This window comes from Oceanobacillus sp. FSL W7-1281, from assembly GCF_037969835.1.
Lineage (GTDB): Bacteria > Bacillota > Bacilli > Bacillales > Amphibacillaceae > Oceanobacillus > Oceanobacillus oncorhynchi.
In genome coordinates this window covers 3,551,058-3,566,699 of record NZ_CP150214.1, presented here as the reverse complement: position 1 = coordinate 3,566,699, position 15,642 = coordinate 3,551,058, and the positions used below count along the sequence as shown (strand labels likewise).

14 protein-coding genes are annotated in these 15,642 nt (G+C 41.3%); 10 read left to right on the top strand and 4 right to left on the bottom strand.

Features of this window, described 5'->3' with window-relative positions; translation table 11 throughout:
* Positions 1-5: 5 nt before the first annotated feature.
* Positions 6-401, bottom strand: a complete 396-nt coding sequence (locus MKX55_RS17570) for a ribonuclease HI family protein (protein WP_339233756.1) — start codon at positions 399-401, stop codon at positions 6-8.
* Positions 402-509: 108 nt separating this feature from the next.
* The gene (locus tag MKX55_RS17565) at positions 510-1,019 is read right to left on the bottom strand and encodes a FixH family protein (RefSeq protein WP_339233754.1); all 510 of its coding nucleotides are present in this window, start codon (positions 1,017-1,019) and stop codon (positions 510-512) included.
* Between the two features lie 137 nt (positions 1,020-1,156).
* Here MKX55_RS17565 and MKX55_RS17560 point away from each other — a divergent pair, with 137 nt between their 5' ends.
* The 10 genes from MKX55_RS17560 (at position 1,157) to MKX55_RS17515 (ending at position 12,768) form a co-directional block, all read left to right on the top strand.
* The gene (locus MKX55_RS17560; protein WP_339233751.1) at positions 1,157-2,041 is read left to right on the top strand and encodes a fumarylacetoacetate hydrolase family protein; all 885 of its coding nucleotides are present in this window, start codon (positions 1,157-1,159) and stop codon (positions 2,039-2,041) included.
* 78 nt (positions 2,042-2,119) lie between these two features.
* Positions 2,120-3,415: an RNA polymerase factor sigma-54 gene (rpoN, locus tag MKX55_RS17555; RefSeq protein WP_339233749.1), complete on the top strand. Its 1,296-nt coding sequence runs from the start codon at positions 2,120-2,122 to the stop codon at positions 3,413-3,415.
* Positions 3,405-3,635 carry a glutaredoxin family protein gene (locus MKX55_RS17550; RefSeq protein WP_339238561.1) on the top strand — a complete coding sequence of 77 codons (231 nt, stop codon included), beginning with the start codon at positions 3,405-3,407 and terminating at the stop codon, positions 3,633-3,635. The genes rpoN and MKX55_RS17550 overlap by 11 nt, the downstream gene beginning before the upstream one ends.
* Before the next feature lie 985 nt (positions 3,636-4,620).
* Entirely contained in the window at positions 4,621-5,640 is a 1,020-nt protein-coding gene (locus tag MKX55_RS17545; RefSeq protein WP_339233747.1) for a sugar-binding domain-containing protein, read from the top strand.
* Between the two features lie 48 nt (positions 5,641-5,688).
* Complete coding sequence (gap, locus tag MKX55_RS17540) at positions 5,689-6,696, top strand: type I glyceraldehyde-3-phosphate dehydrogenase (RefSeq protein ID WP_042530410.1); 1,008 nt, start codon at positions 5,689-5,691, stop codon at positions 6,694-6,696.
* Between the two features lie 584 nt (positions 6,697-7,280).
* Positions 7,281-8,462, top strand: coding sequence for a phosphoglycerate kinase (locus MKX55_RS17535; RefSeq protein WP_339233744.1), 1,182 nt, complete (start codon positions 7,281-7,283; stop codon positions 8,460-8,462).
* Between the two features lie 27 nt (positions 8,463-8,489).
* Positions 8,490-9,245, top strand: a complete 756-nt coding sequence (gene tpiA / locus MKX55_RS17530) for a triose-phosphate isomerase (RefSeq protein WP_339179322.1) — start codon at positions 8,490-8,492, stop codon at positions 9,243-9,245.
* Positions 9,242-10,780 (top strand): 2,3-bisphosphoglycerate-independent phosphoglycerate mutase, encoded by a 1,539-nt coding sequence (gene gpmI / locus MKX55_RS17525; RefSeq protein WP_339233742.1) that lies wholly within the window; start codon positions 9,242-9,244, stop codon positions 10,778-10,780. The genes tpiA and gpmI overlap by 4 nt, the downstream gene beginning before the upstream one ends.
* A 28-nt stretch (positions 10,781-10,808) precedes the next feature.
* A complete protein-coding gene (gene eno, locus MKX55_RS17520; RefSeq protein WP_042530417.1) occupies positions 10,809-12,098 on the top strand; it encodes a phosphopyruvate hydratase in 1,290 nt (429 codons plus the stop codon).
* A 166-nt stretch (positions 12,099-12,264) separates the two neighbouring features.
* Positions 12,265-12,768 (top strand): hypothetical protein, encoded by a 504-nt coding sequence (locus MKX55_RS17515; protein WP_339233739.1) that lies wholly within the window; start codon positions 12,265-12,267, stop codon positions 12,766-12,768.
* Between the two features lie 108 nt (positions 12,769-12,876).
* Here the strand turns inward: MKX55_RS17515 and MKX55_RS17510 are convergent, their stop codons facing one another.
* A complete protein-coding gene (locus tag MKX55_RS17510; protein WP_339233737.1) occupies positions 12,877-14,235 on the bottom strand; it encodes an FAD-linked oxidase C-terminal domain-containing protein in 1,359 nt (452 codons plus the stop codon).
* A gap of 32 nt (positions 14,236-14,267) precedes the next feature.
* Positions 14,268-15,641 carry a YjiH family protein gene (locus MKX55_RS17505; protein WP_339233735.1) on the bottom strand — a complete coding sequence of 458 codons (1,374 nt, stop codon included), beginning with the start codon at positions 15,639-15,641 and terminating at the stop codon, positions 14,268-14,270.
* Position 15,642: the final 1 nt, after the last annotated feature.

The following is a 15,642-nucleotide window of genomic DNA, read 5'->3' as shown; positions in this document are numbered from 1 at the left end:
GCACGTTACGATGATTGCTGATGGATTGCTTTTCTTGCCAATTGGTCCGCTCTGCTATTTTCTTTTTCCGGTATCCATTTAATAAATAAGAATGGAAAGTCTGCTGCTTCAGCCTGGATGATTTCAAGCAAAGGAAGAAATTGTTTGTTTTTGGTTCGTCCTTTATCAATCACGTCTGCGGCTACTTTAGAGTCAGTTCGAAAAGATAAGATTTCTTCAGGGAAGTTGATCTTACAAATTTTTAATGCTTCTATGATAGCGTGAAACTCGGCTTCATGATTGGTCATATAAGGTAAGGGGACAGTATATTCCAGCTTCTTTTCCCCAGCCTTTATATAAATGCCGGCTCCGCTTTTTTCTGTATTCACGTTTGTAGCACCGTCTGTATAAACCTGAATCAAAGCATATCCCTCCGCCAAATCGTTCTTTTCTATATTCATATTATAACGAATTTTAAATCAAAAAGGAATGCGTGCGGGTCGGGAAGGATTAAAAAAAAAGATGCTAAATTATTCCTCTGCCTCTTCCTGATCATGTTCGTCTGCATCATGACCGTGTTCATGGTGCTCGTGATCCATTTCATCATGGGCTTCTTCTTCAGATGGCTCTGCATCACCGGCAATAACCGTTTCTAATGGCATGACATGCAGCTCTCTTGCAGTAGTATGAGCATACATTTCATAAACAGCTTCCTCTTCAAAGGTAAAGCTGGCTGTATAGGTGCCGTCCTCTTGATGAACGCCTTCGATTTCCACACTGTCATCCGCATGCCCCTGCGTCCATACCTCAAATAACACTTCACGTGCATCTTCTACAGGCTCATCATCAAAGGTGACATGAGCTGTTAAATCAATGGTTTCCCCGACTTCAACATGCTCCGGCACATCGAAATCTACTTCCAGAACAGGCAGCTCTATGGAATCCGTGTCCTCTTCTTCTGCTGTATCCGCTTCATTATTTGAGCAAGCAGCTAAAACAGCCATCAGCGCGATGAGGATAAAAAATATTTTTTTCTTCATTATGTATACCCCTTTCTATATAGTCTCCCGACTCCTAGTATAGCATGACCAGTCAAAGGAGAGGTTGAATAAATTATGACATATTTATTCCTTTCCAACTATAACTCTACTATAATGAGGACAAGGGAGGAATTGACATGAAACTAGTAGCTTATCGGAAAAACAAAGATGAAAATTATCGTGTTGGTGTTTTAACAGATTCAGAATCTATAGCAGATGTAGAAAGCCTGTCGCAGCAATTTGGAGGAAAAGCGCTTCCTGCCAATCCGAGTGATTTTTATGCACATGCATCCGAATACATAGAAGCGTTGCAGAAAATACTTCCAGAAACGGGCAGATATGAAAGCCTTTCCCTTCAGGATGTGCAATTGGGAATGCCGCTCGGAGAAGCGAGAAAGGTTATTTGCGTTGGAAAAAACTATCAGGAGCATGTTCATGAAATGAAATCAGATATACCTGATTTTCCTGTTTTATTTGCGAAATTTGATAATGCTATTATTGGACCGGAGGATGATATTTATTATCCTTCAATAACTGAAAAATTAGATTATGAAGCAGAATTAACCATTGTCATTGGAAAAACAGCTTCTAAAGTGAAAAAAGAAGATGCTTTTGATTATATTGCCGGCTATACCCTTGCCAATGATACCTCCGCACGTGATTTGCAAAAACGGACGCCGCAATGGCTGCAGGGGAAATCACTGGATCATACCACGCCGGTAGGGCCATGGGTTGTGACAAAGGAGGAAGTGGATAATCCGCATGAATTAGCTATCCGCTCCTATGTAAATGGGGAGGTGCGTCAATCTTCTAATACAGCACATCTTATTTTTGATATACCTTACTTAATCAACTTTATTTCTGAAATCATGACGCTGGAGTCGGGAGATATTATTTTAACCGGAACGCCGCATGGTGTCGGTTTAGCGATGGAGCCATCCGGCCTGCTTCAGGATGGGGACCGGGTGAAGTTAGAAGTAGAAGGAATTGGAACTATGGAAAACCAGGTGAAGAAAGTATAATATCTGTATAGGGCAATACTGGGAACGGCAGCAATACGAAAAAAATGATTTCCTACTGAAATGCATGGAGGTTAAAGCATGCAGCAGAGTCTGGTGTTAAAGCAAGCGTTAGCTTGGAAAATGAATCAATCGCTTCATCAATCCATTGAAATCCTGCAGCTCTCTGGTATTGAATTATATGATCATGTACAAAAAATTGCGGAAGAGAATCCGTTGATTGAGGATATCCGTCCTATTGATCAGCAGGTGCTCAGTCAATTTCATGGAGAGACAAACGCATTTGAAAATATGAATGCTTCGAAAAAAAATATGTACGAGCAATTAAAAGAGAATGTGTACATGCTTTCTATTTCGGAGGAAAATTTAAAACAGGCGGTTCTTTTTGGAATTGATTCCTTAAATGAAAAGGGCTATCTGGATATTACTATGGAGGAGTGGGCTGCAGACTGTCAATTATCGATGGAAGAAACGGAGCAGGCTCTTTCCTATGTACAATCCCTTGATCCGCCGGGAATTGGAGCCCGGAGCTTACAGGAGTGTATCCAGCTGCAATTAAAAGAAATGGATTGTGATTACCCCTTTTTAGAGGAGCTTTTTGAAAATGATTTGGTCCTGATAGCCGAGGAGGACGTTCAGGCTTTAGCTGAAACCTATGGGGTAACCGAGGATGAAGCCGGCAGATTAATTTCGAATATGAAGCTTTGTCATCCGAATCCCGGTAAATTATTGGAGGAAGAAGAGACAGAATATATTATTCCGGAAGCGGCAGTGTTGAAGGAAAACGGAGAGTGGCAGCTGTCCTTTTTCAATTGGTCAAGCCCCACTATTCAGCTTCGGGATGATATCCTGCAGGCTGATATGCCGAAAGAGGGAGCAGATTTTTTGAAGGAGAAGAAGAAGGAGGTAGAGATGCTGGAGCAGGCAATCCAATATCGGGGGAAAACATTGGAACAGGTTTTGCGAATTATTGTCAATAAACAATTATCCTTTTTTGAAGAAGGGATAGCGGCATTAAAACCGTTAACCCTTCAGGAAATAGCGGATGTATTGGATCTGCATGTTTCAACGATCAGCCGGACCATCAGCCATAAATATCTGCAGACGAGTTTTGGTATTCTCCGGGTCAAGTATTTATTACAGCGTGAATCCCGGAAAGGGGGAGGAGTCGCCCGGGTTGTGGTGAAGCAATATGTACAGCAAATAATTGCGGATGAAGACCAGACCCGCCCGCTCTCTGATGAGAAAATCCGCAGAAAGCTGGAAGAGCTGTATCAGGTGCATGTAGCAAGAAGAACGGTGATGAAATATCGGGAAGAGCTGGGTATCCCCTCTTCCCCCAAGCGCAAAAGGAGAACGAACGGAAATAATGATTAAATTTTACACGAAAACGAATTGTCCGCTATGTGAAGAAGCGAAGGGATTATTAGATTTACTGAACACAAATCATATTCCTGTCGAGGAAATAGATATTTATCAATCAGATGATTTACTGGAAACGTATCAATTAATGATTCCTGTCGTTGTTTATAAGGATAATGAATTATATGGAAATGATATCAGCATAGAAAATATCAGCAGACTGTTAGCTGAATAAAGGAAAAGGCGTTCTTTAAAGCAAATGTAAGTGCTTTAGAGAATGTCTTTTTTAAAGAATAAGAAGTATAAAAAAATGCTGAATACAGCCGCTCCAGAAATACACTCCGCTTTCCGTGGGCTTGAGCTCAGCCTCCTCGAAAAAAAGAAGGACACTTTTTTCCTGCGGGGTCTTCCCACTGCGCATTCCCACAGGAGTCTCCGTGTATTTCTTCCACTAGAATTTGCGTTATTTCCTTTTGAAAAAGCAAATAAAACATAATTCCACTTAGATGGGAGCGGAGGGAAGTCGACTCCTGCGGGAAAAGCAACAGGTAGACCTGAGCAGGAAGTGGTTTTCTTACTACCCGCAGGGCATAAGTGCGACTATGCTTCTGTCTGCGCCTGACGGCTTGCCAATCAGCAAGTCTTCTTTAAAGGAGGCTGAACGTTGCCCGCGGAAAGCGACTTCCCGGAGCGGACATCTCCTTGACAAGAACTCCGATGTTTTAAAGAATAAATGGTGTTCTTGGTTTTTCTAATATAGAAGTACCCCTGTCTGGATGGAAGAACAGAATGTGTATGGTTAAACGCCTATCATGTATTTCGGGACATTATTGACCCGGAAGAAATGTTTCGGCGGATATAAACATTAAAATTTTGTAAACATCCGATTCTGTGTTTAAGTTCATATGCAATGGGAATAGTAAACTGTATGCCTTTTTCATGCTATAAAATTAGCAGATGTTTTGGTAAGGAGGTAACCACACCCCGGGACATAATTGCTCTTCATCTCAAAAGTATAACGAAAACACTCCTGTGCTTTTTCGCATTTAACTGGCGGCAGGACAGGTTCCTTGTTTTTTAGACAAAAGGAGTGCGAAACAGCCGTATTTTCAAGATTTTTTCTTTGCTTTTGATAAGAGGTATGTTATAATACAAATGAATCGGGACATAAAACAACCACATGGGACGTTTTCAATCCCGTATGGAGGAGAATGGTTAATATGGAATCCATCATGGCCCTACAGAGAAAAATCGTACCTGAATTGGTAAGTTTGATGCAGGAAAGGTACACGTTATTACAGCATGTGCATTTACATCAGCCGATTGGAAGACGGGCATTAGCAGAAAGTACAAATTTAACAGAGCGGCATGTTCGCGGAGAGATTGATTTTCTGCATGAACAAGGTTTAGTCGAAGTGACCTCCAAAGGTATGTTTATTACCAATGAGGGAAAAGTAGTTCTAGATCAGTTAGCTGCTTTGATTGGAGATTTGTCCCGGTTAGAAAATCTGGAGGATCAGTTAAAACGCACGTTGTCTATTGATAATGTGATTGTAGTGCCTGGTGATAGTGACCATAACCCTCAAATCAAGGCAGAGATGGGAAAAGCATGTGTGACGCATTTGCAATCTACTCTGCAGAAAAACAATACCGTTGCCGTGACAGGCGGAAGCACCATAGCGGCAGCAGCTGATGCAATGAAACCATTGCCAGTTGGAACGGATGTATTATTTGTTCCGGCAAGAGGCGGCATTGGCGAAAAGGTGGAGAATCAGGCATCGCGTATTGTTTCAGAGATGGCAAGAAGGTCAAATGGCCAGTATAGAATGCTTTATGTACCAGATCCAATTAGTGATTCCACATACGAATTAATCATTCAGGAACCACATGTGATTGATGCGTTAGCTGTCATAAAAAATGCTGATATTGTTTTACACGGTATTGGAGACGCGCTGCGCATGGCAGAACGAAGAAGGTCTTCCGAGAAAGTAATTGATGTTTTGAAGTCAGAAAATGCTGTTTCAGAAGCGTTTGGTTATTACTTTGACGCAGATGGACGCGTCGTTTACAAAGTAAAAACAGTGGGACTGCAGCTGGAGGATATGGATGAATCCAAGCATATCATCACGGTTGCCGGAGGCTCATCAAAGGGACATGCCATTCATTCTTACTTTAAACAAGGGAAGAGCAATTTGCTGATCACCGATCAAGGTGCTGCAGAAAAGATATTAAGAGGATAACCTCTTTATATAAATAAAAAAACAAGAAATTCTTAGGAGGAATTTAATATGACTGTAAAAGTTGGTATTAACGGCTTTGGAAGAATTGGACGTAACGTATTTCGTCAATCTTTAAAAAATGACCAAGTGGAAATCGTGGCAATCAATGACTTAACAGATGCTAACATGCTTGCACACTTATTGAAATATGATTCTGTTCACGGCAAACTAGAAGAAGAAATCAGTGTAAATGGTTCTAATCTTGTTGTTGACGGAAAAGAAATCAACGTACTTTCTGAACGTGATCCAGAAAATCTTGGATGGGGAGACCTTGGCGTAGAAATCGTTATCGAATCTACTGGTATCTTCACAGAAAAAGAAGCTGCTGAAAAGCATATTAAAGCAGGAGCGAAAAAAGTTATCATCTCTGCACCAGCTAAAGGTGAAGACCTAACAATCGTTATGGGTGTTAACGATGATAAATATGATCCAGCTCAGCACCATGTTGTATCTAACGCATCTTGTACAACAAACTGCTTAGCGCCATTCGCTAAAGTATTAAATGATAACTTTGGCATCAAACGTGGATTAATGACTACTATCCACTCTTATACAAATGACCAGCAAATCCTTGATTTACCGCATAAAGACTATCGTCGTGCGCGTGCAGCTGCTCAAAACATCATCCCTACTTCAACTGGAGCTGCAAAAGCAGTAGGTTTAGTATTACCGGAACTTAATGGTAAATTAAATGGTAACGCAGTACGCGTTCCAACTCCAGATGGTTCATTAACTGACTTAGTTGCAGAGCTTGATAAAGAAGTAACTGTAGAAGATGTAAACAATGCAATGAAAGAAGCTGCACAAGGACCGCTTAAAGGAATCCTTGAGTATACAGAAGATCCAATCGTTTCTTCTGATATCGTAGGAAACAACCACTCTTCTATTTTCGATTCTCTATCTACAATCGTAATGGAAGGCAACCTGGTTAAAGTTGTTTCTTGGTATGATAACGAAATGGGTTACTCCAGCCGTTGTGTAGACTTAGCTGTATTCATGGCTGAAAAAGGACTATAAAACGAAACTTCACGCAGTGGGAGTTCTTGTTCTTCTCCCACTGCGAGTTAGTTGAGTGATTCAGGGAGTTAGCGTCCGTTATCTCCCGCCTAAATAAATTGATTTTTACGCTGTATGGTTAAGGCGGGAGTTTTACGGACGGTTCTCCGTGATAAAATAATAATTGACGTTCGTTGTAAGGCAAGCCTCTCCGAACGGTATGAAATAGAGGAGGGAGCAATTCCTCCTCTATTTTCATTTTAGTGGAAGTTCAAAAAGTCCACTAAACAATAGCTGCGAACTCTAAAGTTGATATGTTTTTTGAACCGGGACTATGGATATTGTGATTACTATGAGAGTGATGAAATTAACTAGCGGAGGAAAAACACGGAGACTCCTACGGGAATGCGCAGTGTGAAGACCCCGCAGAAAAAGTGGTCTTCTTTTTTGAGGAGGCTGAGGACAAGCCCGTGGAAAGCGTAGTGTTTTTCCGAAGCGGTCGCTATAAGGTAAATCTTTATATCAACTTATGTAGAATTAGCAGGAATGCAAGATAAAATGGTATAATAACATGAGCTGCATATACCAAACTAGGAGGGATTCCGTTGAACAAGAAAACCATTGCTGATTTACAAGTAGAAGGGAAACGCGTATTTTGCCGTGTCGATTTTAACGTGCCTTTAAAAGACGGTGAAATTACGGACGATACGCGTATTCGTGCTGCATTGCCAACGATCCGTGAACTGACGGATAAAGGAGCAAAACTTATTTTAGCGAGTCATTTAGGGCGTCCAAAAGGAACTGCTGTGGATGAACTTCGTTTAGACCCGGTAGCAAAACGTTTAAGTGAACTCTTAAACAAAGAGGTTCTTAAAACGGATGAAGTCTACGGAGAAGAAGTGAATAAAGCCATCGGCCAATTGAACAATGGCGATGTGTTATTAATTGAAAATGTTCGTTTTGAAGCTGGTGAAGAGAAGAACGATCCAGAGCTTGTGGATGCCTTTGCTAAAATGGCAGACGTATATGTCAATGATGCATTTGGAGCAGCACACCGTGCACATGCTTCCACAACAGGTATTGCTACCAAGCTTCCAGCTGCGGCAGGACTATTAATGGAAAAAGAAATTGAAGTTCTTGGACAAGCATTGGAAGATCCGGCACGGCCATTTACAGCCATTATCGGCGGAGCAAAAGTAAAAGATAAAATCAATGTGATTGATAACCTGCTTGATAAAGTGGATAATCTGATTATTGGCGGCGGATTAGCTTATACGTTTGTAAAAGCGTTAGGCCATGAAATTGGGAAATCATTATTAGAAGAAGATAAAATGGATTTAGCAAAAGAATTCATGCAAAAAGCGAAAGACAAAGGCGTTAACTTTGTATTGCCGACAGATGTTGTCGTAGCTGATGATTTCTCAGAAGATGCAAATACAAAAAATGTAGGTATTGATCAAATCCCTGCTGATTGGGAAGCGTTGGATATCGGCATTCAAACACGCGAAGAATATGCTTCGATTATCAAAGAATCTAAACTGGTTATTTGGAATGGACCAATGGGTGTATTTGAATTAAATGCATTTGCAGGCGGTACAAAAGCTGTTGCTGATGCAGTAGCAGAAACAGCAGGATTCTCTGTTATCGGCGGAGGAGACTCTGCAGCAGCAGTAGAAAAATTCGGTCTGGCAAGTGAAATGAATCATGTATCTACAGGCGGAGGAGCTTCCTTGGAATTTATGGAAGGAAAAGTTCTGCCGGGAGTAGACGCACTTAACGATAAATAATAAATTTAGAATGGATGAGGTGAGCGCATGCGGAAAGTAGTTATTGCGGGAAACTGGAAAATGAATAAAACATTAGCAGAAGCAACTGATTTTATGGATGCTGTAATTCCAAAAGCTCCAGGCGGGAATACAGAAGCAATTGTTTGTGCACCTTTCGTACATTTACCTGCTCTTGTTGAAAAAGCAAAAGGGTCCAATGTAAAAGTTGCTGCTCAAAACATGCACTTTGAAGAATCAGGTGCTTTTACTGGGGAAGTGAGCCCGGTTATGTTAACAGATATCGGTGTAACACATGTCGTTATTGGACACTCCGAGCGTCGTGAGTATTATGCAGAAACAGACGAATCTGTTAATCAAAAAACAAAAGCTGCCTTTGCACATGGCTTAACACCAATTGTTTGTGTAGGTGAAACGTTAGAACAGCGCGAAGCAAACGAAACAATGGATGTTGTCGGCGGCCAGGTAAAAAAAGCATTAGCAGGATTATCGGATGAACAGGTAACACAGACGATTATTGCTTATGAACCAATTTGGGCAATCGGAACAGGGAAAACAGCTTCCAGTGAAGATGCCAATGAAGTTTGTGCAAAAACACGTAAAGTAATTGCAGAAGCTACTTCCGGAGACATTGCTGACCAAGTTGTTATTCAATACGGCGGAAGCGTTAAGCCGGCGAACATTGATGAATTGCTTTCTCAATCAGATATTGACGGCGCACTAGTCGGCGGTGCGAGCTTAGAGCCTGAATCATTTGTTCAATTAGTGGAGGCAGGTACAAAATGAGTCAAGATAAATTAGCTGCATTAATTATTCTGGATGGCTTTGCGATCCGCGATGAAGAAAAAGGAAATGCAGTCAAGCTAGCGAACACACCGAATTTTGACCGCTATTGGAATGCCTATGCGCATAATCAGCTGACAGCGTCTGGAAATGCTGTTGGCCTGCCAGAGGGCCAAATGGGTAATTCCGAAGTGGGCCACTTAAATATTGGCGCAGGCCGCATTGTTTATCAAAGCTTGACACGTGTGAATCTGTCGATTGAAGAAGGCGACTTTTTCGAGGTAGAAGAGCTTGTGAATGCTGTAAAACACGCGAAAGAAAAGGGCAAGGCATTGCATCTTTTCGGTCTGTTATCTGATGGCGGAGTACACAGCCACATCAACCACCTGTTTGCGTTATTAAAAATGGCAAAACAGTATGATTTAAAAGAAGTATATGTACATGCATTTTTAGACGGTCGTGATGTCGGTCCGCAAACTGCCGGTGAATATCTGCAGCAGACAGAGGATAAAATGAAAGAGCTTGGTGTAGGTAAAATTGCAACGGTATCTGGCCGTTATTATTCCATGGACCGCGATAAGCGCTGGGATCGTGTGAAAAAAGCATACGATGCCATGGTTTATGGCGAAGGACCTTCTTATCGTAGTGCTCAAGAAGTGGTTGAAGACAGCTACAAAAACGAAATCTATGATGAATTTGTTATTCCGTCTGTGATTACAGATGAAAATGACAAGCCTGTTGCAACAATCCAGGACGAAGACGCGATTGTCTTCTATAATTTCCGTCCTGACCGTGCAATTCAAGTTTCCAGAACGTTTGCGAATGAGGATTTCCGAGATTTCGACCGCGGCGAGAGCGCTCCGAAAAACCTTGAATTCGTCATGATGACCAACTTCAGTGAAACGGTAGACGGCCATGTTGCATATAAACCAGTAAATCTCGACAATACCGTTGGGGAGGTTCTGGAACAGAATAAGCTGAACCAATTACGTATTGCTGAAACAGAAAAATATCCGCATGTTACCTTCTTTATGAGCGGCGGACGTGAAAAAGAATTTGAAGGCGAAAAACGGATTCTGATTGATTCGCCCAAAGTAGCAACCTATGATTTGCAGCCAGAAATGAGCGCTTATGAAGTAACAGATGCTTTATTAAAAGAACTGGATGCTGGAACCCAAAACGCCATTCTTTTAAACTTTGCAAACCCGGATATGGTTGGACATTCCGGAATGCTGCAGCCAACCATCGATGCGATTGAAGCAGTAGACGAATGCCTGGGTAAAATCGTTGATAAAATAACCGAGTTAGGCGGTCATGCAATTATTACCGCTGACCACGGGAACTCTGATGAGGTTATCACCTTGGAAGATAAACCGATGACTGCTCACACAACTAATCCGGTTCCTGTTATCGTGACAAAAGATGACGTAACGTTGCGGGATGGCGGTATTCTTGCTGATTTAGCACCAACCTTATTAGATTTACTTGATGTAGAGAAACCGGAAGAAATGACTGGTTCATCCTTAATTAAAAAATAAAAAAAACGTTATTAAAGGAGAGAAAATAATGCCATATATTACTGACGTATACGCAAGAGAAGTATTAGACTCAAGAGGTAACCCGACTATTGAGGTAGAAATTTTCACAGAATCTGGAGCTTTTGGCTCTGCAATCGTACCAAGCGGTGCTTCTACAGGGGAATATGAAGCGGTAGAACTTCGCGATGGCGATAAAGATCGTTATTTAGGAAAAGGCGTTGAAAAAGCGGTTGAAAACGTTAATGAAATCATCGCTCCTGAATTAATCGGTTTAGATGCAACACGTCAAAACATCATTGATGCATTAATGATCGATTTAGATGGTACAGAAAATAAAGGGAAATTAGGTGCAAATGCTATCCTGGGCGTATCGATGGCAGCAGCTCGTGCAGCAGCAAATCACCTGGAAGTGCCTTTATACAACTATCTAGGCGGATTCAATGCCAAAACGCTTCCAACACCAATGATGAACATCTTAAACGGTGGAGAGCATGCGGATAACAACGTGGATATCCAAGAATTCATGATTATGCCTGTAGGCGCTGATTCTTTCAAAGAAGCATTGCGCACAGGTGCTGAAATCTTCCACGCATTGAAAAAAGTATTAGGCTCTAAAGGCTACAATACAGCTGTTGGGGATGAAGGCGGATTTGCTCCAAACCTTGGTTCGAACGAAGAAGCACTTCAAACCATTGTAGAAGCAATCGAAGCTGCCGGCTACAAACCAGGCGAAGAAGTGAAACTTGCAATGGACGTAGCTGCTTCTGAAATCTACAACGACGGTAAATACAACCTTAAAGGAGAAGGCGTGGTACGTACTTCGGAAGAAATGGTTGACTGGTACGAAGAAATGATTTCAAAATACCCAATCATCTCGATTGAAGATGGTTTAGATGAAAACGACTGGGACGGCTTCAAAGTATTAACAGACCGTCTTGGCGATAAAGTACAGCTTGTAGGTGACGACCTATTTGTTACAAACACTGCTAAACTTTCCAGAGGTATCGAGCAAGGAATCGGCAACTCCATCCTTGTTAAAGTGAACCAAATCGGTACACTTACAGAAACATTTGAAGCAATCGAAATGGCGAAACGCGCTGGCTACACAGCTGTTATCTCTCACCGCTCTGGTGAAACAGAAGATACAACCATCGCTGATATCGCAGTTGCAACAAATGCCGGTCAAATCAAAACAGGAGCTCCATCCCGTACAGACCGCGTAGCAAAATACAACCAGTTACTTCGCATTGAAGATGAACTAGCTGGCATGGGCGAGTATGGCGGATTGACTTCTTTCTATAACTTGGCTGATAAATAATAAATCAGTTTACATGCAGAACCCTCTGTTTACGATGATAAATTCATTGTAGGCAGGGGGTTTTTATTGTGTTGAAAATTCGGGTATACATAGAGTAACAAGGGTATGAAGTTAGCGTTTCGTATAAATAAATTTATTTAAAATTTGAAAACAAAGGAGGTATAACTTGCGTGAGCCAAAGTCCAGGTTAAATAAGTTATTTGATATTATCTTATTACTGGCAATCGTTGTAACAGTCATTATGTGGATATTTAATTTATCTTTTTCTTTACCGACTACCTTAGATAAGGTGGTTGAGGATAACGCGGGAACTACCGTAAATGACATTGAAAAAATAGAGATTGAAATGACTGGTGAAATACCAGAAGATTTTAATAATCTATCGGATTATATCCCTCCAGAGGATGAGCGAAGATTTACGATGGAAAGGGCTGAGCAAATAAGCAAATATATTAATAGCGATTACAGGATATATCAGATAAATAGTGTAGATAGGGTGAAAGATGACAAAGAAAACGAGTATCTGATAGAGGTAGAATTAAGAAATGGGGACAGTTTATCCTATACAGTAGGAAAAGGCTATGTGATTGACAATGAAGGCGTTCCCTATGAGGTTTTAGATGATAAAAATGCATTATATAGAAACGTAATATCGTTATTTGAACACTAAAAACTTACAGGAATCAGCACGGTTATCACGAATAAAAGCAGCTATTCTCTAAAAGGGTTCAAAAGAATAACTGCCTTATTTTAGTCATTTATGGTAAAAAGGTTATGTTTAAGAAAAAATCTTCCCTGGATTTAAAATCCCTTTAGGGTCATAAAGCTGCTTCGTGCGCCGCATCATTTCTAATGCGGTGCCGTGCTCTGCTTCCTGGAATTTCTTCTTGCCAAGACCAATTCCATGTTCACCAGTACAGGTTCCGCCTGATTCAATGGCCAGCTTGACAATGGCATCATTGGTTTGCTCTGCCAATGCTTGTTCTCCATCTGCATTTGGATTAAACATAATGCTGGTATGGAAATTACCATCTCCAATATGCCCCCAGATTGCTCCTTTTAATCCGCTTGTATCCATGCTGTGACGGGTGAAAGAAACAAGCTTTGGAAGCTGGGAAATAGGAACACATACATCTCCGCCGATTTCCTTTAATCCTTTTAAATGCTGAAAGGAAACTGCTAATTTTACCCGCGCTTCCCAAAGCTTTTCTTTCTCGATCGGATCACTTGCTGCTGCCCAGTCCTCGCAGCCAAGCTCATGCATGATTTCGGAAGCGAGCTTTACCTCTTCCGCAACCGTATTTTTTGGTCCGGCAAACTCTAAAAATAAAGAATGGTTTACAGGGAAATCAAGTCCGCATTGCTCATTGATGATACCGATGCTGACAGAATCAATCAATTCCATCCGCATAACCGGGATTCCTTTTAATTGTATGGTTTGCGCTGCAATCGCACATAGCTCCGGTGTTTCAAAGGTACATCTTGCTACGGTTGAATATTCCGGGATGCCATAGAGCTTTAAGGTGATTTCTGTAATAATCCCCAATGTGCCTTCTGAGCCGGCAAAAAGGCTGGTTAAATGATACCCGGAAGAGGATTTTTTTGCTTTTGTTCCGGTATGAAAGGTCATACCATCAGCCAGTACCACCTCTAAATCCAGTAATTGATCTCTCATTACCCCGTATCGTACAGCTCTGGTTCCGCTCGCATTTGTAGCTGCCATGCCGCCGATGGTTGCATCGTAATCAGGACCTCCTGCAAAAAATAATCCTTGCTGACGGACAAACTGATTCAATTCACTTTTCATCAATCCCGGCTGTACGGTAATACGCATATCCTCTGGAGAAAAGTCCAAAATCTGATTCATGTTTCGAAAATCAAGACTGATTCCTTTCTGTACAGGGGTAGCCTGTCCTTCCAAACCGGAGCCTGCACCATAGGCGGTTACAGCTATCTGATATTCGGAAGCGATACGAAGGATTATTTGTATATCTTCCTTTGATTCCGGAAAACATACCACATCGGGTTTCACTGCTTCATGAATCGATTCATCCTTACTGTGCTTTTTTAATTCGGATTCCTGCTGCGTTACTTTTTCCCTGCCTAATTGTTCGTAAAGTTTTTCAATATATAACAAAATCTATCCACCTGCCAGTTGTTCACTAAAAATTAATAAATCATATGCGCGATTAAAGCAATAATCGGTAATGAAATAAGGGTGCGTTCAATGAAAATAACGAGTAAGTGCCATAATTTAACCGGTATTTTTGAAATCAGCAACAGGGTGCCCATCTCTGTTAAATAAATGATTTGAACTAACGATAACGCACCAATCACAAATCGTGTTATCTCGGCTTCAATTCCAGAGGCCAGCACAGCTGGTAAAAACATATCAATAAAGCCAATAATGGATGCTGGCGCAGCAGCTGCCGCTTCAGGAATCTGCAATAGATGTAAAAGCGGAATCATCGGCTGGGAAATCCAATGGAAAACAGGTGTGAATTCAGCAATAATAAGAGCTATGGTCCCAATCGCCATGACTTGCGGCAATAAGACGAAAATAATTCCCAGAAATATTTCAGAGCCCTGCTTTAATTGATCTGTTAACGTGCCTGCTTTTTTTGCTCTTCTGACAGCCTGATCAACTCCCCATTTAAGCGGGGAAGTGTTTGCTGGAATTTCTTCTTGGAAATGACTTTCTTTATAATACGTATCCGGAATTCTGGAAACAGGCGGAATTCTCGGAATAATGATGGCACTTACGACTCCTGCAATGACAATTGTTAAATAAAAGACAGGAAACATATGTCCAACATTCAGCATATTCGCGATGACGAGACAGAATGGCAGAGAGACGGTTGAGAAGCAGGTTGTAATTGCTGCTGCTTCACGTCCAGTATAAAATCCATCCTGATATTGCTCTCTTGTAAGAACAACGCCAACATTGACATTTCCGACCCATGACGCCAATAAATCAATGGCAGAACGGCCGGGCAGTGTAAATAATGGTTTAATGACTTTCCGAAGCAATGTCCCCACAAATTCCATCGCCCCAAAATTAATGAGATAAGGCAAGAGATAGGAGGCTACAAAAAACCAGACAATCAAGGTTGTCAATAATCCGAACATCACTTGACCGGTAATTTCGGAATGGATAAATGTAATCCCGGCTCCGTAGAATGTCATCACAGCGAAAATAGTTCCGAGCACTCGGACAACCATCCAGAAAAAAGATACATTAAATAAGGATGAAAGAAACTCTGAATTTACGATGAATGATGGCTTTAACAGCATTGCAATGAGCGTAAGAACAGTAGAAATAACCATTGTAAATGTAATGATACCAGGCAGGAGGTTCTCCAGCTGTTCAATAAAGAATTCAGTTATAATGCCCAGCGGTATATTAAAGGTATCTCCATCCACAATGGGAAAAAGAAATATAAAAATACCAAATAAGGAGGGCAGCAAAAATTTCAGGAAATCTTTTTTGGAATGCTTGTCGGACACGATATGCTCTTCTGTTTGTTCACTATTATGATTCAAT

What these genes read in the sequence shown, in the direction of transcription:
- MKX55_RS17565 (WP_339233754.1), bottom strand. Translation starts at nt 1,019, where the DNA reads ATGAAGAAAAAAATATTTTTTATCCTCATCGCGCTGATGGCTGTTTTA.
- MKX55_RS17560 (WP_339233751.1), top strand. Translation starts at nt 1,157, where the DNA reads ATGAAACTAGTAGCTTATCGGAAAAACAAAGATGAAAATTATCGTGTT.
- rpoN (WP_339233749.1), top strand. Translation starts at nt 2,120, where the DNA reads ATGCAGCAGAGTCTGGTGTTAAAGCAAGCGTTAGCTTGGAAAATGAAT.
- MKX55_RS17545 (WP_339233747.1), top strand. Translation starts at nt 4,621, where the DNA reads ATGGAATCCATCATGGCCCTACAGAGAAAAATCGTACCTGAATTGGTA.
- gap (WP_042530410.1), top strand. Translation starts at nt 5,689, where the DNA reads ATGACTGTAAAAGTTGGTATTAACGGCTTTGGAAGAATTGGACGTAAC.
- tpiA (WP_339179322.1), top strand. Translation starts at nt 8,490, where the DNA reads ATGCGGAAAGTAGTTATTGCGGGAAACTGGAAAATGAATAAAACATTA.
- gpmI (WP_339233742.1), top strand. Translation starts at nt 9,242, where the DNA reads ATGAGTCAAGATAAATTAGCTGCATTAATTATTCTGGATGGCTTTGCG.
- eno (WP_042530417.1), top strand. Translation starts at nt 10,809, where the DNA reads ATGCCATATATTACTGACGTATACGCAAGAGAAGTATTAGACTCAAGA.